Consider the following 22,611-nt stretch of genomic DNA (forward strand, 5'->3'; position numbering starts at 1 on the left):
GGAGCGTCCCATGACTCAGTCCCAGACCGATCTACGCAACGGCCCAGACGCCAACGGCCTGTTCGGTGCGTTCGGCGGCCGCTACGTCGCGGAAACCCTGATGCCGTTGATCCTCGACCTGGCCCGCGAGTACGAAGCCGCCAAGATCGATCCGGCGTTCAATAAGGAATTGGCCTACTTCCAGCGCGACTACGTCGGCCGTCCAAGCCCGCTGTACTTCGCCGAACGCCTGACCGAGTTCTGCGGCGGCGCCAAGATCTACCTCAAGCGCGAAGAGCTGAACCACACCGGCGCGCACAAGATCAACAACTGCATCGGCCAGATCCTGCTGGCACGGCGCATGGGCAAAAAACGCATCATCGCCGAGACCGGCGCCGGCATGCACGGCGTGGCCACCGCCACTGTGGCGGCGCGTTTCGGCCTGCAATGCGTGATCTACATGGGCACCACCGACATCGAGCGCCAGCAGGCCAACGTGTTCCGCATGAAGCTGCTGGGCGCCGAAGTGATCCCGGTGGTGGCCGGCACCGGCACCCTCAAGGACGCGATGAACGAAGCCCTGCGTGACTGGGTAACCAACGTCGATGACACCTTCTACCTGATCGGCACCGTGGCCGGGCCACACCCTTACCCGGCGATGGTGCGCGACTTCCAGGCCGTGATCGGCAAGGAAACCCGCGACCAGATGCAATCCCAGGAGGGCCGCCTGCCCGACAGCCTGGTCGCGTGCATCGGCGGCGGCTCCAACGCCATGGGCCTGTTCCACCCGTTCCTGGATGACAAGAGCGTGGAGATCATCGGCGTTGAAGCCGCTGGCCACGGCATCGAAACCGGCAAGCACGCCGCCAGCCTCAACGGCGGCGTACCCGGCGTACTGCACGGCAACCGCACCTTCCTGTTGCAGGACGATGACGGCCAGATCATCGATGCCCACTCGATTTCCGCCGGCCTCGACTACCCCGGCATCGGCCCGGAACACGCCTGGTTGCATGACATCGGCCGCGTCCAGTACACCTCGGTCACCGATGACGAAGCCCTTGATGCATTCCACAAATGCTGCCGCCTGGAAGGGATTATTCCTGCGCTGGAAAGCGCACACGCCCTGGCCGAGGTGTTCAAACGCGCACCGAGCCTGCCCAAGGATCACCTGATGGTGATCAACCTGTCCGGCCGAGGTGACAAAGACATGCAGACCGTCATGCACCATATGGAACAGTCTGCGCAGGAGAAACACTGATGAGCCGCCTGCAAACCCGCTTCGCGCAGCTTAAAGAACAGAACCGCGCCGCCCTGGTGACCTTCGTCACCGCCGGCGACCCCGGCTATGATACCTCCCTGGCGATCCTCAAGGGATTACCGGCCGCCGGTGCCGACGTGATCGAGCTGGGCATGCCCTTCACCGACCCGATGGCCGACGGCCCGGCCATCCAATTGGCCAACATCCGCGCACTGGAAGCCAAGCAGAACCTGGCGAAAACCCTGCAGATGGTTCGCGAGTTCCGCAAGGACAACAACGATACGCCGCTGGTGTTGATGGGCTACTTCAACCCGATCCACAAATACGGCGTGCCGCACTTCATCGCCGACGCCAAGGAAGCCGGCGTCGACGGTCTGATCGTGGTCGACATGCCGCCCGAGCACAATGGCGAACTGTGCGATCCGGCCCAGGCCGCTGGCATCGACTTTATCCGCCTGACCACGCCGACGACCGATGACGTACGCCTGCCGACCGTGCTCAACGGCAGTTCCGGCTTTGTGTACTACGTGTCAGTGGCCGGTGTAACCGGTGCCGGGGCCGCCACCCTGGAACACGTCGAAGAGGCCGTGACCCGCCTGCGTCGCCATACCGACCTGCCGATCAGCATCGGCTTCGGCATCCGTACGCCGGAGCAAGCGGCGGCCATTGCGCGCCTGGCCGACGGCGTGGTGGTGGGTTCGGCGCTGATCGATCACATCGCCAATGCCAGCAACGACCAGCAGGCGATCGATGGCGTATTGAGCCATTGCGCGGCGCTGTCCGAAGGCGTGCGTAACGCTCGTCGGTAAGCGTGCCTGTCTGGATTCTTGCGCTAGGCTTGTGGGGTGACATGCCGTCACCCCACAAGCACTTCATGCCTATTGCCGTCTAACCGCCTCTGCAAGCCCCCGCAGTTCTTGCCTCCCGGTCGTTAAGTTAGCTGCATCAGAAGTCATCCTTGGCTCCCAGGAGTACATCATGGCATTTGATCTCATCACTGCTTCAGACCCCCGTCATTCAACCTTGCAGAAAGGCTTCAACCTGCGCTGGCCGTTGGGCAATGTGCAGGGCGAGTCGTCGCCCGCAGGCGCCGACCGGATCTACCTCTGCCAAAACTTCCAAGACATTATCGACGCCGCCGCCCAGGCGCTGGCGCTGCCCAATGGCCGTATAACCGTACGCAGCGGCGGTCATTGCTATGAAGGTTTTGTCTCAAACAAGATGCCCAATAGCACCGAGACACTGTCGATTCTGGATATCAGCCAACTCAACCAAGTGATGTATGACGTCAGTGGGCAAATCGCCTCGGAACTGGTGCCAAGCTCATCTCATCGCTACAACTTCCGTCTGGGGGCGGGCGGTCAGAACTGGGATGCCTACGTGGCGCTGTATAAATTGGCCAACAAAAGCCTGCCCGGTGGTTCGTGTTACTCGGTCGGGCTGGGTGGCCATATTTGCGGAGGCGGCTACGGGTTGCTGTCACGCAAGGATGGCCTGGTGTGTGACTGGCTGAGCGGCGTCGATATGCTCGTGCCCAACGCCCAAGGCGACGGCCTGCAACCGGTGCATGTAGCTCGTAGCAGCACCCATCCGGATGACCTGGATCTGTTTGCCGCCTGCTGCGGCGCAGGCGGTGGACAGTTCGGGATTATCACCAGTTATTACTTCAACAATTTGCCCGACGCCCCCACCGAGGTGCTGTGGCTGGTGATGGAGTGGGACTGGTTGCAGTTGACCAAGCTTGCCCTCGACAAGCTGCTGACGGCCTATCAGGATTGGTTTGCTCGCAACCAGGCCAACCGGGACACCTGGGGCCTGGCGACCAAACTGGAGATGCGCCACCAGAACACCGGCAACATCACCCTGGACGTCCATTACGTGGACAAGGATGGCGGGCTCCAGGATCGGGCAGCCTTTGATGACTTCGTAACAACCATGCTGACTGCAATCGGCATCCCCGCCACCGAATGCCTCAGCCAGTCACCTGCGATCCACCTGCCACGCAGCAACCCAGCCGGGCGTACGATCAATTCATTGTCATCTGCCCTGGCGGCCACGCGCCGAATGGATTGGCTGCATTGCCAGCAAACCCTCAACGGTTCGGGGCCAAACCAACGTGGCCGGTACAAGTCGGCTTACCAGAAGGGCGGGTTTACCCCGACGGTGCTGCAGGCGATCTGGGACACGCTGACGCTGGATGATCCCAACAAGTATCTGACTCAGAGCCTGATCCAGATCCAGTCCTTCGGCGGGCAGATCAATGAGGCTAGCCCGGCGATACGTCGGGAATCATCAGTTTCGCAGCGTTCGTCGTACCTGAAATGGCAGCCGCAATGCTACTGGCATGACGAAAGCGTCGCTGCGGATCAAGCACACGCGAACTGGATTCAAGGGCTGTTTTTCGCGGCCTTCGTCAATGACGGTGGCGTTCCGCTCAACAATGAGTTTGACGGCTGCTACATCAACTACCCCGACTGGGATATGTTGTTTTATGGCGGCGATCCAAGCCAGGGGCTCAACCCGCAGTGGTACAAGATCTTCTTCCCTGAGCTTTCGATTGAAAGCCGCCTGCGGCGTACCAAACAGCGCTGGGACCCGCAGAATATGTTCCATAACGAAATGTCGGTACCGTAAGCCGAACGTGACGGGCGACCGCAAGGTCGCCCGCATTGCTTACAACTCGATCCGCTCGACCTTGCCCACCAGCAATATGTAAGACAGCGCCCCCAGCAGCGCCAGCACCGCGATATAGGTAATCGCCGGCGCAAACGAATCGCCACTGGCCAGGAAGCCAATCACGATCGGCGTGGCAATCGCCGACAGGTTGCCGATGAAGTTGAACACCCCACCGGTCAGCCCCAGCAGGCGCGCCGGTGCCAGGGTCGACACCAGCGACCAGGTGATCGACGCCAGGCCGTTACCGAAGAACGCCAGCGCCAGGAACGCGATCACCCAGGCCGTCGAGTCCACATAGTTGGCACCGATGATCGCCGTGGAAATCAGCAAGCCGCCAATGATCGGCAACTTGCGCGCAAACCCCACCGACGCGCCGCGACGAATCAGCCAATCGGAAAAGATCCCGGAGCACAGCACGCCGACAAACGCCGCCAGGAACGGCAGCGACGCCAGCAGGCCGGACTTGATGAAGTCCATACCGCGATATTTCACCAGGTAGGTCGGGAACCAGGTCAGGAAGAACCACAGCGTGGAGTTCAGGCAGAACTGCCCCAGGTAGATGCCCCAGAGTTTGCGTTTGCTCAATACGATGCCCAGGTCGACCCAGCTGAACGGTGCCTTGGTGGTTTTTTCCTGCATGTCCACCAGGCCACCGCCTTCGCGGATCAGCTCGATTTCAGCGGCGTTGGCGCCTTTGAAATCCTTGGGTTCGCGATACACCGCATACCAGATCACCGCCCACACAATGCCCACGCCACCGGTGGCGACAAACACCATGTGCCAGCCAAACGCGTGTTGCAGCCAGGCCAGGACCGGGGTGAGAAACGCCAGCCCGACAAACTGCCCCGAGGTGTACACACCAATCGCCGTGGCGCGCTCGCGCTCGGGGAACCAGGTGGTGACCACACGGCTGTTGATCGGATACGCCGGGGCTTCCAACGCACCCACCGCCATGCGCAGCACGAACAGTGCGATAAAGCTGGCGGCGAAGCCGAGCATTACCGTGGCGATGGACCACAGCAACAGCGCAGCGGTGTAGAGAATGCGCGGCGGCACGCGGTCCACCAGCCAGCCGCCGGGAATTTGCATGGCGGCGTAGGTCCAGCCGAAGGCCGAGAAAATCAGGCCGACATGCACCGGGTCGATGCCCAGCTCGCTGGTCAGGGCCGGGGCGGCGATCGACAGGTTGCTGCGGTCGAGGTAGTTGATGACCACGGTGATGAACAGCAGCACCATGATGAAAAAACGCTTTCTTGTAGGCGTGACTAAAGAAGCCTGCCCGGTGAGGGATTCAGGGTGCATGGGGGTGCCTCTTCTTGTGTTTGTTGAGGACAGATCTTGCTGACGGAACACGGTCAATGTGGGAGCTGGCTTGCCTGCGAAAGCGGTGGGTCAGCTTGCATCTCTGGCACTGATGCACCGCTATCGCAGGCAAGCCAGCTCCCACATTTGATCCGGTTTCGTCAGAGGGAAATCACCACTCGGCAAAACTGCCGTCGGCGTGGCGCCAGATCGGGTTGCGCCAGCGGTGGCCGATGGCCGCGCGTTCGATCACGTATTCCTCGTTGATCTCGATACCCAGGCCCGGACCGTTGGGGATCTTCACAAAGCCCTGGTCATAGTCGAACACGCCCGGGTCGCGCACGTAATCGAGCAGGTCATTGCTCTCGTTGTAGTGAATGCCCAGGCTTTGCTCCTGGATAAACGCGTTGTAGCACACCGCATCCAGCTGCAGGCACGCCGCCAGGGCAATCGGGCCCAGCGGGCAGTGCAAGGCCAGCGCCACGTCGTAGGCTTCGGCCATGTTGGCGATCTTGCGGGTTTCGGTGATGCCGCCGGCGTGGGAAGCATCCGGCTGGATGATGTCGACGTAGCCTTCGCTGAGCACGCGCTTGAAGTCCCAGCGCGAGAACAGGCGCTCGCCCAGGGCAATCGGCGTGCTGGTCAGCGGCGCCAGTTCCTTGAGCGCTTCGTAGTTCTCGCTCAGCACCGGCTCTTCGATAAACATCAGTTTGTACGGGTCCAGCTCTTTCATCAGCACCTTGGCCATAGGCTTGTGCACACGACCATGGAAGTCGACGCCGATGCCGACGTTCGGGCCGACCGCATCACGCACGGCGGCGACGTTGGCCAGGGCCAGGTCGACCTTTTCGAAGCTGTCGACGAACTGCAATTCTTCGGTGCCGTTCATTTTCACCGCGGTAAAACCACGGGCCACGGCTTCCTTGGCGGCGCGGGCGGTGTCGGCCGGGCGGTCACCGCCAATCCACGAGTACACGCGGATCTTGTCACGCACCTGGCCACCGAGCAGATCGCTGACCGACACACCGAGGGCCTTGCCCTTGATGTCCCACAACGCCTGGTCGATACCGGCGAGGGCGCTCATGTGCACGGCGCCGCCACGGTAAAAGCCGCCGCGATAGAGCACGGTCCAGATGTCTTCGATATTGCGTGGGTCTTTGCCGATCAGGTAGTCGGACAATTCTTCGACAGCCGCCGCCACCGTGTGGGCGCGACCCTCTACCACGGGTTCACCCCAGCCGGTCACGCCCTGGTCGGTTTCGACTTTCAGGAAGCACCAGCGCGGCGGGACGATAAAGGTCGTCAGTTTGGTGATTTTCATCTGTTATCTCTCTTATAGATGCGGCGCCTGTGGGCGCGGAACTTAAGTCAGCTCAGGGCTTTCCAGGCGGCGACATAAGCCTGGGCGCGGCTCGCTACCTGATCCACTGTCATACCCGGCTTGAACAACCCGGAACCCAGCCCGAAGCCTTTGGCGCCCGCGTCGATAAACACCTGCATGTTGTCCGGGGTGATGCCGCCCACCGGCAGCAACAAGGTGCCTGCCGGCAATACCGCCAACCACGCCTTGATCACCGATGGGCCCATTTGCTCGGCGGGGAACAGTTTCAACACGTCGGCGCCTTCGGCCAGTGCGGCGAAGGCTTCGGTAGGTGTAGCCACGCCCGGCGACAAGTAAAGGCCGGCGGCTTTCGCGGCGCGCAACACCTTGGCGTCGCTATGGGGCATGACGATCACTTGGCCCCCGGCGGCCTTCACCTGTTCGACCTGCTCGGGCAGCAACACCGTACCGGCACCGATCAGGCAATCGGCGGGCAGGCTGTCGCGCAGGGTGCGGATGCTGGTGTAGGGATCGGGCGAATTGAGCGGGACTTCGATCACACGAAACCCAGCCTGGTACAGCACCTGGCCGACGGCCTGGGCTTCGTCCGGGCGGATGCCGCGCAGGATGGCGATCAAACCGTTTTGCGCGAGTGCTTGCTTGAGCATGTCAGGCCTCCGTTACAGGTTGAATGAGCCCGGCCGCCTCGGCCAGTTGCCACAGGCCGCGCTCGCTGGCTTCCTGCGCCAGGCTGACATGGGCAAAGCCGCAGAGGGCGAGGGCGCGTTGATAGCGGGCGCAAAGGGGAGCGGCGCCGACCAGGATGATCTGTTTGTGTCGTGCGCTGTCCGGTAAGCCATTGAGTTCATGGCCGATGAGCAAGCCCGAAAGGTAGTCGGGCTGCTGCTCGGGAGCGAGTTCGGCGGTGAGGCCAAGAGTGCGCGCGCTGAACAGGGTCGACAGCACGCCGCGCTGGCCGTCTCTGGAAAGCGCCACTTGCACGCCTCGGTCAAAGGCTTCGGTCTGGAATTGTTCGCATGGTTGCTGGGTGCGCCCGAGGATGCTGTGCTTGCTCAGCACCGCGAACACCTCGCCGGTCATGAAGGTGTCGAAGTGGGTGATGCAGCCTTCGACCACTTCGACCCATTTGGAATGGCTGCCGGGCAGGCCGATCAGTACGTCGGTGCCGAGCCCCTGCAGCACACCCAGTACCTGGGTTTCTTCGCCGCGCATCACGTTGGGCAAGCCAATCCGTTCGATGACGCCCGGCACGATATGCACGTCGACCCCGCGCACGCTGCGCACGCGGTGCAAGGCCTGGCTGAGGCTGGCGACGTCGACTGGCGTGTTGCGGTAAGCCGCCTCGCTCCAACCCTGGGCGCTGCCGACCATGCCGCAGGCGATCACTGCAAGGTTTGGCTCGGCGTCGAGCCAGTCGCCGCACGCCGCATCGAACGCCAACTCGAAGCCATCGCTGCAGTGCACGCCGGCGATGTCTCGAGGCTCGCTGGGCAAATGCATGATGCCCCAGGCCAGCGAGCGCTGTTCCAGCACCACGCCTGCGGGGCCGAGTTTATAAGCACGAAGGGAACTGGTTCCCCAATCGAGCGCGATCAATTGCGCCTGCATCGCTTCACCTGAAATGAGTGGGTGCTGAAAAAAAAGCAGATGGGCGAATATAAACCTATGGCCGGTTACATCTCAATATATAAATAACGATCCCATATAATGGGAGTAATCGAGATAAATCCTACAATGTCTTCGGTTTTGGCTGGGCAGAAAGTCAGGCCTTATCTGATACAGATGGTTAAAAATTCGACAGGTCCAGTTCGCGCATGGCGCCCATCCAGATCGCATAGTCGGTGTGGTCCTTGAGGTCATCCCCGGTATCGGGGTGCAGGAACACCACCAGGCCATTGCGGTGCAGCGCCAGCCACGGCAGTACCACGCCGATGTATTCGGGCTCAAACGCCAACTGGCAGCTCCAGTCCGGATGCGGACCCACGGGCCGTTGGTGCACACGCCCCATGCGCAGCGGAAAAAGCTTGGCAGCGTCTTCGCACAGGGTGCGCGCCTGTTCGAGGGTGCTGGCGTCGAAGTAAATATGAGCGTGATAGCCCTTGATACGCTGCATGACGGACTCCGGATCCACTAGGCGCCAAATCCTAGACCGCAATGGACGGCAGGGCCAGCCCGGTCAGCGACTGCGCGCTGCTGGCCTGCTCGGCCACCAGCCAGTCGACAAAGCGTTCGACCAACTGCCCGCGGCGTTTGCGCTGGGGCTGCACCACGTAATAGCCAAAGCGCGAGATCACGGTGTCGCGGAGCGGCCGACACAGCCAATTCTGTTCCAGCAGGTTGTCCACCAGATGGCGCCAACCGATGGCCACGCCCTGGCCGGCAATCGCGGCCTGGATCAGCAGGGTGTAATTGTCGAAGCGCAGTTGGCCGGGCGTGGGTGCGGTGGCGATGCCCAGTTCGCGGAACACCCCGCTCCAGTCGAACCAATGGCTGTTGTTTTCCTGGCGCAGGTGCAGCAGAGGGCAATCGTGCAAATTTTGTACAGTCAGCGGCGCGGCTTGGTTCTTCAGCCATTGCGGGCTGCACACCGGGAACACTTCCTCGTTGAACAGCCAGAGGCTATCGCCCTGCTTGAAGCGACCATCGCCAAACAGCACCGCCACGTCGATGTCGCTGCGCAGGGTGGCGTGGTTGCGTTCGCTGGTCACCAGGCTCACATCCACCTGGGGGTTGGCCTGGTGAAAGCGGTGCAAGCGCGGCATCAGCCAGTACGCAGCAAAGGCGAAGTCAGTGGCCACTTGCAACACTTCATGCTGGTCCTGCTGGCTGATCACGCTCAGGCCTGAGTTGATCGCCTGCAAACCGCCTTGCACATGCTCAAACAGCAGGGCCCCGGCGTCGGTCAGCTCGATGCCGCGGTAGATGCGATCAAACAGGCGGACCGCCAGTTGTTCTTCCAGCCGCTTGATCTGCTGGCTGACCGCCGGCTGGGTGGTGCCCAGCTCCATCGCGGCGGCCGTGAAGCTGCGATGGCGTGCGGCGGCTTCGAAGGCGCGCAACAAATCGAGGGACAGGTCACCGAGGGCTTCATACATTAGCTGGACTTATCCTAGACATTGCCTTTCATGGGCTTTACCCCGTTTTCCAAGGACTGCATGCTCAGTCGCATAAACACCGCCTATGGAATGCCGAGAACCCATGAAGCGCAAGAACATTCTTTTCATCATGGCCGATCAAATGGCCGCGCCGATGCTGCCGTTCTACGGATCTTCCCCTATCAAGCTGCCGAATCTGAGCCGCCTCGCCGCCCAAGGCGTGGTATTCGACGCAGCCTATTGCAACAGTCCCTTGTGCGCACCGTCGCGCTTCACACTGGTGAGCGGGCAGTTGCCGAGCAAGATCGGCGCCTATGACAACGCCGCGGATTTCCCCGCCGATGTGCCGACCTACGCCCATTACCTGCGCCGCCTCGGCTATCGCACCGCGCTGTCGGGCAAGATGCATTTTTGCGGCCCCGACCAGTTGCACGGCTATGAAGAGCGCCTGACCAGCGACATCTACCCCGCCGATTACGGCTGGGCGGTGAACTGGGACGAGCCCGACGTGCGCCCCACCTGGTTTCACAACATGTCCTCGGTGCTGCAAGCCGGCCCGTGTGTGCGCACCAACCAACTGGATTTCGACGAAGAGGTGGTCTTCAAGGCCCAGCAGTATCTGTTCGACCACATCCGCGAGGACGGCGACCAGCCGTTCTGCCTGACCGTGTCGATGACCCATCCTCACGACCCGTACACTATTCCCAAGCCATTCTGGGATCTGTACGACGACGCCGACATCCCTTTGCCTACTACGCCGGCACAGGGCGACCTCGACCCTCATTCCAAGCGCCTGCTCAAGGTCTACGACCTGTGGGACAAGCCGCTGCCTGTGGATAAGATCCGCGATGCGCGCCGCGCCTACTTTGGCGCGTGCAGCTACATCGACAGCAATGTCGGCAAACTGCTGCAGACCCTGGAGGACACCGGCCTGGCCGACGACACCATCATCATCTTCTCCGGCGACCATGGCGACATGCTCGGCGAGCGCGGCCTCTGGTACAAAATGCACTGGTTTGAAATGGCCGCCCGCGTGCCGCTGCTGGTCAGTGCGCCAGGGCAGTTCGCGGCGGGCCGCGTGTCCAAGGCCGTGTCCACTGCCGACCTGCTGCCCACCCTGGTGGAGCTGGCCGGAGGCGAACTGGACCCACGCCTGCCGCTGGACGGCCGTTCGCTGGTCCCGCACCTGCAAGGGCAGGGCGGGCATGACGAGGTTTTTGGCGAATACATGGCTGAAGGCACCATCAGTCCGCTGATGATGATTCGCCGTGGCGCCTACAAATTCATCTACAGCGAAGACGACCCTTGTCTATTGTTCGATGTACATAACGATCCACGGGAGCAGGAAGAACTCAGCCAGTCGCCGCAGCATCAGGCGCTGTTTGCGGCCTTCCTGGACGAGGCGCGGGCCAAATGGGACATCCCGGCGATTCACCAACAGGTGCTCGCCAGCCAACGCCGCCGTCGCCTGGTGTTTGAAGCACTGACCCAAGGCAAGCTCAAGAGCTGGGATCACCAGCCACTGGTGGACGCCAGTCAGCAATACATGCGCAACCATATCGACCTCGATGACCTGGAGCGCAAGGCACGTTATCCACAACCCTGCCAAAACCAATAAACAGATTGAGGGAAGGCCATGCAAAAGTTGACTGTGATGCTGGGTATGTTGGCGTTTGGGAGCGCCCATGTGTACGCGGACACCAGCTGCGAAACCGTGAAGATGGCCGATCCGGGCTGGAGCGATATCGCGGCCACCAATGCCATCACCGGGTTTCTGCTGACGGGCATGGGCTACAAGGCCAAGGTCGACACCCTTGCGGTGCCGATTACCTTTGGCGGGCTCAAGGACGGCCAGGTAGACGTGTTCCTGGGTAACTGGATGCCGGCGCAGCAAGGCTTCTACGACAAGTTCGTGGCCAATGGCGATGTGGTGCAACTGGCGAAAAACCTCGACGGCACCGAGTTCACCCTCGCCGTTCCGGCCTACGTGTGGGACGCCGGGGTGCATGACTTTGCCGACTTGAACAAGTTTGCCGACAAGTTCGACAAGAAGATCTACGGCATCGGTTCCGGCGCGCCGGCGAATATCTCGTTGCAGGAGATCATCAAGAAGAACGACTTCGACCTCGGCCAGTGGAAGCTGATCGAGTCCAGCGAACAGGCGATGCTCGCCGAAGTGTCACGGGCGGTTAAGAAGCAGAAATTCGTGACCTTCCTCGGCTGGACCCCGCACCCGATGAACGTGCAGTTGAAAATGCACTATCTCAAAGGCGGCGGGAAGTATTTTGGCGACACCGGCAGCGTCTATACGCTGACCCGAAAAGGTTACGCACAGGCCTGCCCGAACGTGGGAAAACTGCTGACCAACCTGAGTTTTACCCAGGAGATGGAGAACAGCATCATGGCCGAGGTGGCCAACAACAAGGTCAGCAATGCGCAAGCGGCGAAGGCGTGGATCAAGGCGAATCCGGCGGTGTTGGATAAGTGGCTTGAGGGCGTGAAAACCGTGGATGGCCAGGATGCGCTGGCGGCGGTCAAAGCCAAGCTCTAAGGCCCAACGCGATCCAAATGTGGGAGCGGGCTTGTGTGGGAGCTGGCTTGCCTGCGATTCAGGCACCTCGATTTTGCAGGTACACTGCAGTGATGCCATCGCAGGCAAGCCAGCTCCCACAGGGACCCGTGTGTACTGATAATCTGAGCCAACTTTTCCAGCCGAGTTTTTCATGCCCCGGCCCAACCGCCAATCACTCTTCCCCTTCCTCGCCTGGCTCCCGCGCCAAACCCGCGCCAGCGTCGGCCGGGACGCGATGGTCGGCCTCAGCGGCGCCGTGCTCGCCCTGCCGCAGTCGATTGCTTATGCGCTGATCGCCGGTCTCCCACCCGAATACGGCCTGTACGCCGCGATCATCCCGGTGCTGATCGCGTGTCTCTGGGGTTCGTCTTGGCACCTGATCTGCGGCCCAACGGCGGCGATTTCCATTGTGCTTTACGCCAGTGTCAGCCCGCTGGCTGTGCCGGGCTCACAGGACTACATCACCCTGATCCTGCTGCTTACCTTCCTTGCCGGCGTTTTCCAATGGCTGCTGGGCATGTTGCGCTTTGGCGCGCTGGTGAATTTTGTCTCCCATTCGGTAGTGCTCGGCTTCACCTTGGGTGCCGCCGTGGTCATTGCCCTGGGGCAGTTGCCCAACCTGCTGGGGCTGGATTTGCCCAGCCAGGCCACGGCGATCAACAGCCTGCTGGCGCTTGTGGAGCACCGTGGCGAATGGGACCGCGCCTCCCTCGCTCTCGGGCTAGGCACGTTGCTGTCAGGCGCGCTGCTCAAATATTGGCTACCACGCTGGCCGACGCTGTTGATTGCTCTCACGCTGGGCAGCCTGACGGCTTGGCTGTGGCCGGCGATGTTCGGGCACGTGGCGTTGGTCAGTTCGTTTGTCGGCAAGTTACCGCCGTTCAGCCCATTGCCGATGGATCTGGACACGATCCTGCGCCTGCTGCCCAGCGCTGTAGCGGTGGGGATGCTGGGGCTGGTCACCAGCCTGTCGATTGCTCGCTCGCTGTCGGCCCGTTCGCAACAACTGCTCGACGCCAACCAGGAAGTCCGCGCGCAGGGCTTATCCAACATGGTTGGCGGATTTTTCTCCGGGTATCTGTCAGCCGGATCCTTTACGCGCTCAGGCCTCAGCTATGAGGCCGGTGCTTGTTCGCCGTTGGCCGGCGTGTTTTCCGCGCTCTGGGTGGCATTGTTCGCGTTGTTCGGGGCGGCGCTGATCGCCCATATCCCGATCCCGAGCATGGCCGCGAGCATCCTGCTGATTTGCTGGGGCCTGGTGGACCATCGCGGCATTCGCGCGTTGTTCCGCGTGAGCCGCGCCGAGTTTGTGGTGATGGGCCTGACGTGCCTCGCAACCTTGCTGCTGGAGTTGCAAACGGCAATTTATGCGGGCGTGCTGGCGTCGCTGTTTTTCTACCTCAAGCGTACCTCGCAACCACGGGTACAACAGTGGCGGGACGGGGAGGAGGATGTGTTGCGCGTCGGCGGGTCGATCTTTTTTGGCGCCAGCCATTATCTACAAGTACGCCTGCAAAGCTTGCAGGGCGAGCGGGTAGTGATCGAGGCGCAGCAGATCAACTTTATCGATTATTCCGGCGTGGAGATGCTGCACCAGGAGGCGCGCAGATTGCGTGGGTTGGGGCGCAGCCTGACGTTGCGTCGGGCGCGGCCGCAAGTCGTTGAGGAATTGAAGAAGCTGGAAGGCGCCGAAAACTGCCCCATCCATTTCGAGGACTGAACGCGGTTAAAACTGTGGGAGCGGGCTTGCTCGCGAATGCGGTGTGTCATTCAACCTATCAGTGCCTGAGCCACCGCATTCGCGAGCAAGCCCGCTCCCACACTCACTGAGCCCACAGTAGATTTGTGTCAGGCCAACTGCCGGCGCAGCTCGGCCAACACCGGCGCCGAATCCGGGCGCACGCCGCGCCACAGGAAGAAGGCTTCCGCCGCCTGCTCCACCAGCATGCCCAGGCCATCCATCGCCACGGCTGCGCCTTGTTCGGTCGCCCAGCGGCAGAACGCAGTCGGTTCCTTGGCGTACATCATGTCGTAGCAAAAAGTCCTGCCCGGCTCGATCAGGCTGCCGGCGATCGGCGGTACAGCGCCTGACAGGCTCGCAGACGTAGCGTTGATGATCACATCGACCGGCTCACGCAACCAATCGAAACCGCTGGCAGCCACGGGGCCCAGGTCGTCAAACAACTCGGCGAGCAACTCCGCTTTTTCCACGGTGCGGTTGGCGATGACCAACGACGCCGGCTGTTCGGCCAGCAATGGTTCCAATGCACCGCGCACCGCACCACCGGCACCCAGCACCAGGATACGTTTGCCTTGCAGGCTCAAACCGGCGTTGACCCTGAGGTCGCGCACCAGGCCGGCGCCATCGGTGTTGTCGCCGAGCAGGCTGCCATCGGCGAGCTTACTTAAGGTGTTCACCGCGCCGGCGCGTTGGGCGCGTTCGGTCAAGGTATTGGCCAAGCGGAAGGCGTCTTCCTTGAACGGCACGGTGACATTGGCGCCACGACCCTGCTGGAAAAACTCACGGGCACAGCCGTTAAAATCCTCCAGCGGCGCGAGCAACGTGCTGTAGTCCAGCTGCTCGCCAGTCTGCTCGGCAAACAGGCGGTGGATCAGCGGCGATTTGCTGTGGCCGATGGGATTGCCGAAGACGACATAACGATCCATCAGACCGCCGCCTTGGGCGCGGCAAGTCCCAGCCAGTCGCGGTCTTGAAGAAAGTAGTCAGTGAGGCGGGCTTCTTCGCTGCCGGCCTCGGCCTTCCAGTCGTAGCTCCAGCGTACTTGCGGCGGCAGCGACATCAGGATCGACTCGGTACGCCCGCCCGATTGCAGGCCGAACAGCGTGCCACGGTCGTAGACCAGGTTGAATTCAACGTAGCGGCCCCGGCGGAACTCCTGGAATTGGCGCTGCTGCTCGGTGTAAGCGATGGCTTTGCGGCGCTGAACAATTGGCAGGTAGGCGTCGATATAGGCATCGCCGATGGCGCGGATGAACGCGAAGCAGGTGTCGAAGCCCCATTCATTCAAATCATCGAAGAACAGGCCGCCGATACCACGAGGCTCGTTGCGATGCTTGATGTGGAAGTAGGTGTCGCACCAGGCTTTGTAGCGCGCATACACATCCGGACCGAAAGGCGCACACGCCTGCTCGGCCACGCGGTGCCAGTGAATGCAGTCTTCCTCGTTGCCGTAGTAAGGCGTGAGGTCGAAGCCGCCGCCAAACCACCACACCGGCTCTTCACCTTCTTTTTCAGCGATGAAAAACCGCACGTTGGCGTGGGAAGTCGGTACATGAGGGTTGTGCGGATGGATTACCAGCGAGACACCCAGGGCTTCAAAGCCACGGCCGGCCAGTTCAGGCCGGTGCGCACTGGCGGAAGGCGGGAGACCGCTGCCAAATACGTGGGAAAAGTTAACGCCGCCTTTTTCGGTCACCGAACCGTTTTCGATCACACGGGTACGACCGCCGCCGCCGGCCGGCCGGGTCCAGGTGTCTTCGATGAAGCGAGTGTCCGTCTCGAAGGTTTCCAGGGCGCTGCAAATACGGTCTTGCAGGTCGAGCAGGTAGGCCTTTACGGCCTCAGTGCGGGTAGTCATGGCATCACCTTGAATCGGGCAAAGCTACGCGAGGCCATTGGGCGTCGGCGGCAAATGGGCGCACAGGATACCACCCCATCCGACTGCGCCGCAGTTGACGAAGATCAAGCTTAGGCGTTCGATAGGGGGCTACGCGAGTTCCAACCCAGGAGAAGTGCAGATGGCCAAACGTATCCAGTTCAGCGCCCATGGCGGCCCCGAAGTGCTTGAATATGTGGACTACACGCCGGCGGAGCCCGGCCCGCAGCAGGTTCGTGTGCGTAACGAGGCGATCGGCCTGAACTTTATCGACACCTACTTGCGCAGTGGCTTGTATGCACCGCCGTCCCTGCCATCGGGGCTGGGTGCCGAAGGCGCTGGTGTGGTCGACGCCGTCGGCAGCGAAGTCAGTCAATTCAAGGTCGGCGACCGCGTGGCCTACGGCAGCGGTCCGCTGGGTGCCTACAGCCAGTTGCACGTGCTGCCCGCCGCCAACCTGGTGCACCTGCCGGACGAGATCAGCTTCGAACAAGCCGCTGGCGCCATGCTCAAAGGCCTGACCGTGCAGTACCTGCTGCGTCAGACCTATGAACTCAAAGGCGGCGAAACCATTCTGTTCCACGCCGCGGCCGGTGGCGTGGGCTCCCTGGCCTGCCAATGGGCCAAGGCATTGGGCGTCAAGCTGATCGGTACCGTGAGCTCGCCGGAAAAGGCCGCCCTGGCCAAGTCCCTTGGCGCCTGGGAAACCATCGATTACAGCAAGGAAAACGTCGCACAGCGCGTACTGGAATTGACCGACGGCAAAAAAGTGCCGGTGGTGTATGACGGCGTCGGCAAGGACACCTGGCTATCGTCATTGGACAGCGTGGCGCCGCGTGGGCTGGTGGTGAGTTTCGGCAATGCATCAGGCGCGGTGGATGGGGTGAACCTGGGGATCCTGGCGGCCAAGGGCTCGCTGTACGTCACCCGGCCGACCCTGGCGACCTATGCAAACAACGCGCAGAACCTGCAGGCAATGGCCGATGACCTGTTCTCGATGATCAAGAGCGGCAAGGTGCGCATTGATATCAACCAGCGGTATTCGTTGGCGGAGGCGGCCGAGGCGCAGACGGAGTTGTCGGGGCGGCGTACGACCGGGTCGACCATTCTGTTGCCATAGGCTTGAGATAGTTGTTGGTATGTAGGCCCTCTTCGCGAGCAAGCCCGCTCCCACATTCAACTGAGTTCCTCCAGTTGGAATCCGATCAAAATGTGGGAGCGGGCTTGCTCGCGAAGGCAGCACCTCGGTATCAAGACGGTCGCACCACCTCGCCCGTCACCAAATGACGAATCAGGCTGGGGTTCTTGCGCCCACCCAGGGCGCCACCCAACACAAGATCCAGCTGGCCACGGAAATACTGCTCCACGCGAATCCGCGTGCGCGCGGCCGGGCGCCCCTGTGGGTTGGCCGACGTCGAGATCAACGGCCCCACCAGCGAGCACAAGTCGCGCACCAGCGGATGGTCCGTCACCCGCAGCGCCACGGTGTCATGCATGCCTGTCACCCATTCCGGCAGTAGGTCCTGATGGGGCACCAGCCAGGTATTCGGCCCTGGCCAGGTGCTGGCCATGCGGTCGATCCAATCCTGCGGGAAATCTTCGAACAGAAAGTCGAACTGGCGGATGTTGTCCGCCACCAGGATCAAGCCCTTGTCGACCGAACGGTTCTTGATCGCGAGCAAACGGTCCACCGCTGCTTCGTTCCACGGGTCGCAGCCCAAGCCCCAAACCGCCTCGGTTGGATAGGCAATCACCGCGCCTGCGCGAATTTCTCGTGCGGTTTCCAGCACACGCCACCGGTTGACCATGGTTGATTCTCCAGACTAAAGCTTCGCGCAGTTTACCGATCTTCTTTACAAAACCTAGCAGCGCGCAAGCCAGCGCCCACTTTCGCAGATGACCTGGCCCTCCAGTTCAAGTTCGGTGAGCGTCGCCAGCACCTGGGACAACGGCCGCCCGCTGGCAATTGCCAGGGCTTCACTGGTATGAGGCGCTGCGTGCAGCAGCGCTACCAACGGGTGGGTAACAGGCATCGGCGCCGGACGAGACAGCGCCTGCCAGCCGCGCAAGCCTTCCAGGATGTGCTCGATGGTCTCCACCAATACCGCGCCGTCGCGGATCAACTGGTGGCAGCCCTTGGCGCCGGGATGATGAATGGAGCCGGGGATGGCATATACCTCACGGCCTTGCTCCGCCGCCAGTTTCGCGGTGATCAGCGAACCGCTGGCCATGCCGGCTTCCACCACCAGTACACCAAGGGACAAACCACTGATGATCCGGTTGCGCCGGGGGAAGTTGCCGGCCTGGGGCGGCGCGTCCAGCGGAAACTCGGAAACCACGGCGCTGCCCTGGTCGATCATCGCCTCCGCCAGCCGTCTGTGGCGTTGTGGATAAAAATTTTCGAGCCCGGTGCCGAGCACGCCGATTGTCTGGCCACCCACGTCCAATGCCGCTTGGTGGGCTGCGCCATCGATGCCTAACGCCAGGCCGCTGGTAATCACAAAACCGGCGCTCGCCAGACTGCGGGAAAAGGCTGCCGCCGTGTCCATGCCGGGACGCGATGCACGGCGGCTGCCGACCATCGCCAACTGCGGCTTTTCCAGGATAGAAGGGTCGCCAGCGACGAATAACAACGGTGGCGCATCATCAATCTGGGCAAGCAGTGCGGGGTAATCCGGCTGGTCCCACATCAGCAATTGCTGGGCCGGGCGCGCCAACCAGGCCAATGCCGCACTGGCCCCGTCGCGCACTTCATGGCTGCGCCGGGCATCGGCGCTGGTGGCTGGCAACCCAAGCGAACGCCACGCGCTGGCTGGCGCGCTGATGGCTTTGGACGCAGAACCGAATGCTTCGATCAATAAGCGAAAACGCTTCGGCCCCAGCTCCGGCAGCCGGTGCAAGCGCAGCCGGGCTTCCAGTTCGCACGGGGATATTTCTTGACTGTTCATCTGAGACATTTGATCTTCCTTGACCGTGACAAGCTGTGGATAACTCTGTTGGTAACTTATTTAGCAGGCTATTTATTCCGGGTGACGGGCCGTCTCGAAACGATCGGCCACGGCCAGCGGGCGCGAGGCCTTAAGGACCAGGCCGTAACTGAGCTTCTCGTAGGTGCGAAACACCAGCAGGGTGCCCGCGCGTTCGTCGGGCAGTTTCGTGGCTGCGCTGGTGAGGCCATCGCGCACCGTGGCGCCGGTCTTGATCACGCTGAGCAGTTGACCTTCCGCCAAACCGTCGCGGCGGCCTTTGTTCAGGGTCACGGCATCCAGCACACCGATCTGGGTCACGCCCTTGGGAACATCGATAATGTGCCCTTCGACGAACGGCGCCGTTGGCGGCACCGCAAGGCTTGCCGAGTCGATGGGAGACTGCACCCGTAAAAGCCGGTCACCGGGACGCACCTCCTGGGTCACCCGTTGTACAGCCAGGGTCGTGAGGTCGCCGGCGGTGACAAAGCGCACAGTGCCGATGTCATCGGCATTGATGCCCAGCAGCTCCTGGGTCTGGGGATCGGTGTAGGCCTTGCCTCGTCGGAATATTCCGTAATCGGGTTGGGAAGGGTCCAAGTCGCCCCTGGCATACACCCGCTGGCCATGGGCGCCGAGTACACGCCCGGCATCGGCGGCGACGATGTACGGCGCGTTGTCCAAGTCCTGGGGTGAGTCGAGAATGCGGTTATGCAGTAAAAAACGCTGGATAGCCTGTTGCGTTGGTTGATCCAGACGCTGGACGGGTTGGGGCAGCAGGGCCATGGCGAACGGGGCCCACAACAGCAAGACGAGTAGCGATTTCCTCATGGGGTCAATCTCCTTTATTATGTGCGTTCGCGTGAAATGCCTCGGCCTTCGCGGCTCTCAAGGGTTTCACACCGGCCGTGTGGGTCCATCCCAACGCCGATTTGCCTCTACCTCACATGTGCAGCAATTACGCTTATGGCTATTTTGAACATCCTCGAATTTCCCGACTCGCGCCTGCGCACGATCGCCAAACCGGTGGCCGTAGTGGACGACAAGGTTCGTCAGTTGGTCGATGACATGTTTGAAACAATGTATGAAGCCCCGGGCATCGGCCTCGCCGCGACCCAGGTCAACGTGCATCAGCGCGTCGTGGTCATGGACCTGTCGGAAGATCGCAGCGAACCGCGGGTATTCATCAATCCTGAGTTCGAACCTCTGACCGATGAGATGGGCGAATACCAGGAAGGCTGCCTCTCCGTGCCCGAGTTCTACGAGAACGTCGAACGCCCGCTACGCGTGAAGATCAAGGCCCTGGACCGCGACGGCAAGCCGTTCGAGCAGATTGCCGAAGGTCTGCTGGCGGTGTGTATCCAGCACGAATGCGACCACCTCAACGGCAAGCTGTTTGTCGATTACCTGTCCACGCTCAAGCGCGACCGGATCAAGAAGAAGCTGGAAAAAAAGCATCGCCAGCAAGCTTGATGCCCTTCTTCCAAAGGCTTGCTGCGGCAAGCCTTTTTCTTTTGTGACTGTTTTTAACTGAGACTTCCCATGACCGAGCCACTGCGCATTGTTTTTGCCGGCACTCCCGAATTCGCCGCCGAACATCTGAAGGCCTTGCTTGCCAGCCCTTATGACATTGTCGCGGTGTACACCCAGCCGGATCGCCCGGCCGGTCGCGGGCAAAAACTGATGCCGAGCCCGGTCAAGCAACTGGCGCTGGAACACGACATCCCCGTGCTGCAGCCGCCGACCTTGCGCAACGCCGACGCCCAGGCTGAACTCGCCGCGCTGAAACCGGACCTGTTGGTGGTGGTGGCCTACGGCTTGATCCTGCCGCAAGTGGTGCTGGATATCCCGCGCCTGGGTTGCATCAACAGCCATGCTTCGCTGCTGCCGCGCTGGCGCGGTGCGGCGCCGATCCAGCGCGCCGTAGAGGCGGGCGACCGCGAAAGCGGGGTGACGGTGATGCGCATGGAGGCGGGCCTGGACACCGGCCCGATGCTGCTCAAAGTCACCACCCCGATTACCGCAGCAGACACCGGTGGCAGCCTGCACGACCGCCTTGCCGAGCTGGGCCCTCCCGCCGTGCTCCAGGCCATCGCTGGGCTCGCCGCCGGCACCCTGGAAGGCCAAGTGCAGGACGACAGCCAGGCCACCTACGCCCACAAGCTGAACAAAGACGAAGCGCGCATCGACTGGCGCCGCCCGGCCGTGGAGCTGGAGCGGCTGGTGCGCGCCTTCAACCCATGGCCGATCTGCCACAGCACCCTCAACGGTGAAGCCTTGAAAGTGCTGGCCGCGACCCTGGCCGAGGGCAAAGGTGCTCCGGGTGAAATCGTTGGCGCCAGCAAGGACGGCCTGCTGGTCGCTTGCGGCGAACAGACGCTGTGCCTGACCCGTCTGCAATTGCCCGGTGGCAAGGCGCTGAATTTCAGCGACTTGTTCAACAGCCGTCGTGAGAAATTTGCCCTGGGCACGGTCCTTGGCGTGGTGGCCCAATGAACCCGCGTCTGGCCGCCGCCAAGGCCCTCGCCGCCGTGCTCAACGGCAAGGCTTCGCTGAACAGTTCACTGCCCACGCAACTGGATAAGGTCGAGGACCGCGATCGCGGGTTCACCCAGGACCTGGCCTTTGGCACCGCCCGCTGGCAGCCACGGTTGTCGGCGCTGGCGGCGAAGTTGCTGCAGAAGCCGTTCAAGGCGGCCGATGCCGATGTCGAGGCATTGCTGCTGGTAGGCCTGTATCAGCTGCTCTATACCCGCGTGCCCGCTCACGCCGCTATCGGCGAGACCGTCGGTTGCGCCGACAAGCTGAAAAAGCCCTGGGCCAAAGCGTTGCTCAACGCCGTACTGCGCCGCGCCCAACGCGAAAGCGAAACACTGCTGGCCGAGCTGGAACATGACCCAGTGGTGCGCACCGCTCACCCGCGCTGGCTGCAAAAATCCTTGAAGGCGTTCTGGCCCCAGCAATGGGAAGCGATTTGCGCGGCCAACAATGCGCACCCGCCGATGATCCTGCGGGTCAACCGCCGCCATCACCCGCGTGACGCCTACTTGCAATTGCTCGCCGACGCTGGCATCAACGCCACGCCCTGCGTGTACAGCACCGACGGCATCGTGCTCGAAGCGGCCACTGATGTGCGCAGCCTGCCGGGCTTTGCCGAGGGTTGGATCAGCGTGCAGGACGAAGCTGCGCAACTGGCGGCCGACCTGCTCGACCTGGCGCCCGGCCAACGCGTGCTCGACGCCTGCTGTGCGCCTGGCGGTAAGACCTGCCACATCCTGGAAGTCGAAAAAGACCTGGCCGGTGTAGTCGCTGTCGATCTGGAAGCCAAGCGCCTGGTGCGCGTGCGGGAAAACCTCGCACGCCTGGGCCTGAGCGCCGAGCTGATCGCCGCCGACGGCCGCGACACCGCCGCCTGGTGGGACGGCAAACCGTTCCAGCGCATCCTGCTCGACGCGCCATGCTCGGCCACTGGCGTGATCCGTCGCCACCCGGACATCAAGCTCACCCGCCAACCCGATGACATCATCGCCCTGGCCGCACTGCAAGGCGAGCTGCTCGATGCGCTGTGGCCGACCCTGGAAGTCGGCGGCATCCTGCTCTACGCCACGTGTTCCACCTTGCCGACGGAAAACACCGAGGTGATCCAAGCCTTCCTTGCCCGCACCAGCGGCGCCCGGGAATTGGACCTCGCCACAACCGCCGGCATCAAGCAGCCCCACGGCCGCCAGTTGCTGGCGCAAGAAGGCGGACACGATGGCTTCTACTACGCCAAACTGATCAAGATCGCCGCCGCACGCGGCTGAA

21 protein-coding genes are annotated in these 22,611 nt (G+C 62.1%); 10 read left to right on the plus strand and 11 right to left on the minus strand.

All coding sequences use genetic code 11. From position 1 onward, the window contains the following. The first annotated feature begins 10 nt into the window (after positions 1 to 10). The 3 genes from trpB to H0Z09_RS00335 all read left to right on the plus strand — a co-directional run bounded on the left by trpB (position 11) and on the right by H0Z09_RS00335 (position 3,871). The gene (gene trpB, locus H0Z09_RS00325; RefSeq protein WP_186685842.1) at positions 11 to 1,237 is read left to right on the plus strand and encodes a tryptophan synthase subunit beta; all 1,227 of its coding nucleotides are present in this window, start codon (positions 11 to 13) and stop codon (positions 1,235 to 1,237) included. Continuing rightward, positions 1,237 to 2,046: a tryptophan synthase subunit alpha gene (gene trpA / locus H0Z09_RS00330; protein WP_186685845.1), complete on the plus strand. Its 810-nt coding sequence runs from the start codon at positions 1,237 to 1,239 to the stop codon at positions 2,044 to 2,046. The genes trpB and trpA overlap by 1 nt, the downstream gene beginning before the upstream one ends. A gap of 169 nt (positions 2,047 to 2,215) precedes the next feature. Next, positions 2,216 to 3,871, plus strand: coding sequence for a BBE domain-containing protein (locus H0Z09_RS00335; protein WP_186685848.1), 1,656 nt, complete (start codon positions 2,216 to 2,218; stop codon positions 3,869 to 3,871). A 39-nt stretch (positions 3,872 to 3,910) separates the two neighbouring features. On the opposite strand, the gene H0Z09_RS00340 is transcribed toward H0Z09_RS00335, so the two are convergent. The 6 genes from H0Z09_RS00340 to H0Z09_RS00365 all read right to left on the minus strand — a co-directional run bounded on the left by H0Z09_RS00340 (position 3,911) and on the right by H0Z09_RS00365 (position 9,652). Next, positions 3,911 to 5,215: an MFS transporter gene (locus H0Z09_RS00340; RefSeq protein ID WP_186685850.1), complete on the minus strand. Its 1,305-nt coding sequence runs from the start codon at positions 5,213 to 5,215 to the stop codon at positions 3,911 to 3,913. Positions 5,216 to 5,387: 172 nt separating this feature from the next. Beyond that, positions 5,388 to 6,536: a galactonate dehydratase gene (gene dgoD / locus H0Z09_RS00345; RefSeq protein WP_003170741.1), complete on the minus strand. Its 1,149-nt coding sequence runs from the start codon at positions 6,534 to 6,536 to the stop codon at positions 5,388 to 5,390. A gap of 47 nt (positions 6,537 to 6,583) precedes the next feature. Next, positions 6,584 to 7,204 (minus strand): 2-dehydro-3-deoxy-6-phosphogalactonate aldolase, encoded by a 621-nt coding sequence (locus H0Z09_RS00350; protein WP_186685852.1) that lies wholly within the window; start codon positions 7,202 to 7,204, stop codon positions 6,584 to 6,586. Between the two features lies 1 nt (position 7,205). Then, positions 7,206 to 8,165: a 2-dehydro-3-deoxygalactonokinase gene (locus H0Z09_RS00355; protein ID WP_186685854.1), complete on the minus strand. Its 960-nt coding sequence runs from the start codon at positions 8,163 to 8,165 to the stop codon at positions 7,206 to 7,208. A gap of 178 nt (positions 8,166 to 8,343) precedes the next feature. Next, a complete protein-coding gene (locus tag H0Z09_RS00360) occupies positions 8,344 to 8,670 on the minus strand; it encodes a DOPA 4,5-dioxygenase family protein (protein ID WP_076952187.1) in 327 nt (108 codons plus the stop codon). A gap of 31 nt (positions 8,671 to 8,701) precedes the next feature. Continuing rightward, positions 8,702 to 9,652, minus strand: coding sequence for a LysR family transcriptional regulator (locus H0Z09_RS00365; protein WP_186685857.1), 951 nt, complete (start codon positions 9,650 to 9,652; stop codon positions 8,702 to 8,704). 103 nt (positions 9,653 to 9,755) lie between these two features. Between H0Z09_RS00365 and betC the strand changes: the two genes are divergently transcribed. From betC to H0Z09_RS00380, 3 genes are all read left to right on the plus strand, one after another. Next, positions 9,756 to 11,270, plus strand: a complete 1,515-nt coding sequence (gene betC / locus H0Z09_RS00370) for a choline-sulfatase (RefSeq protein WP_186685859.1) — start codon at positions 9,756 to 9,758, stop codon at positions 11,268 to 11,270. A gap of 18 nt (positions 11,271 to 11,288) precedes the next feature. Then, positions 11,289 to 12,203 carry a choline ABC transporter substrate-binding protein gene (gene choX / locus H0Z09_RS00375; protein WP_186685871.1) on the plus strand — a complete coding sequence of 305 codons (915 nt, stop codon included), beginning with the start codon at positions 11,289 to 11,291 and terminating at the stop codon, positions 12,201 to 12,203. Positions 12,204 to 12,375: 172 nt separating this feature from the next. Next, entirely contained in the window at positions 12,376 to 13,944 is a 1,569-nt protein-coding gene (locus H0Z09_RS00380) for a SulP family inorganic anion transporter (protein WP_186685874.1), read from the plus strand. Positions 13,945 to 14,072: 128 nt separating this feature from the next. Here H0Z09_RS00380 and aroE read toward each other — a convergent pair whose 3' ends face one another. Together aroE and hemF are read right to left on the minus strand one after the other, a co-directional pair. Further along, positions 14,073 to 14,891: a shikimate dehydrogenase gene (gene aroE, locus H0Z09_RS00385; RefSeq protein ID WP_186685877.1), complete on the minus strand. Its 819-nt coding sequence runs from the start codon at positions 14,889 to 14,891 to the stop codon at positions 14,073 to 14,075. Then, complete coding sequence (gene hemF, locus H0Z09_RS00390; RefSeq protein WP_186685880.1) at positions 14,891 to 15,823, minus strand: oxygen-dependent coproporphyrinogen oxidase; 933 nt, start codon at positions 15,821 to 15,823, stop codon at positions 14,891 to 14,893. Before hemF ends, aroE begins: the two co-directional genes overlap by 1 nt. A gap of 160 nt (positions 15,824 to 15,983) precedes the next feature. Between hemF and H0Z09_RS00395 the strand changes: the two genes are divergently transcribed. Further along, positions 15,984 to 16,961: a quinone oxidoreductase gene (locus tag H0Z09_RS00395; protein WP_186685883.1), complete on the plus strand. Its 978-nt coding sequence runs from the start codon at positions 15,984 to 15,986 to the stop codon at positions 16,959 to 16,961. A 130-nt stretch (positions 16,962 to 17,091) separates the two neighbouring features. Here H0Z09_RS00395 and H0Z09_RS00400 read toward each other — a convergent pair whose 3' ends face one another. From H0Z09_RS00400 to H0Z09_RS00410, 3 genes are all read right to left on the minus strand, one after another. Beyond that, positions 17,092 to 17,649, minus strand: coding sequence for a Sua5/YciO/YrdC/YwlC family protein (locus tag H0Z09_RS00400; protein ID WP_186685893.1), 558 nt, complete (start codon positions 17,647 to 17,649; stop codon positions 17,092 to 17,094). A 54-nt stretch (positions 17,650 to 17,703) separates the two neighbouring features. Continuing rightward, positions 17,704 to 18,798, minus strand: coding sequence for a DNA-processing protein DprA (gene dprA / locus H0Z09_RS00405; protein WP_186685904.1), 1,095 nt, complete (start codon positions 18,796 to 18,798; stop codon positions 17,704 to 17,706). Positions 18,799 to 18,861: 63 nt separating this feature from the next. After that, complete coding sequence (locus H0Z09_RS00410) at positions 18,862 to 19,638, minus strand: peptidoglycan-binding protein (RefSeq protein WP_186685906.1); 777 nt, start codon at positions 19,636 to 19,638, stop codon at positions 18,862 to 18,864. Positions 19,639 to 19,773: 135 nt separating this feature from the next. On the opposite strand from H0Z09_RS00410, the gene def reads away from it, so the two are divergent. The 3 genes from def to rsmB all read left to right on the plus strand — a co-directional run bounded on the left by def (position 19,774) and on the right by rsmB (position 22,610). Next, a complete protein-coding gene (def, locus tag H0Z09_RS00415) occupies positions 19,774 to 20,280 on the plus strand; it encodes a peptide deformylase (RefSeq protein WP_076952176.1) in 507 nt (168 codons plus the stop codon). A 69-nt stretch (positions 20,281 to 20,349) separates the two neighbouring features. Next, complete coding sequence (fmt, locus tag H0Z09_RS00420; RefSeq protein ID WP_186685909.1) at positions 20,350 to 21,303, plus strand: methionyl-tRNA formyltransferase; 954 nt, start codon at positions 20,350 to 20,352, stop codon at positions 21,301 to 21,303. Then, entirely contained in the window at positions 21,300 to 22,610 is a 1,311-nt protein-coding gene (gene rsmB, locus H0Z09_RS00425) for a 16S rRNA (cytosine(967)-C(5))-methyltransferase RsmB (protein ID WP_186685912.1), read from the plus strand. The genes fmt and rsmB overlap by 4 nt, the downstream gene beginning before the upstream one ends. The last annotated feature ends 1 nt before the right edge of the window (position 22,611 follow it).

The organism is Pseudomonas sp. SWRI18 (genome assembly GCF_014268345.1).
GTDB classification, from domain to species: Bacteria; Pseudomonadota; Gammaproteobacteria; order Pseudomonadales; family Pseudomonadaceae; genus Aquipseudomonas; species Aquipseudomonas cedrina.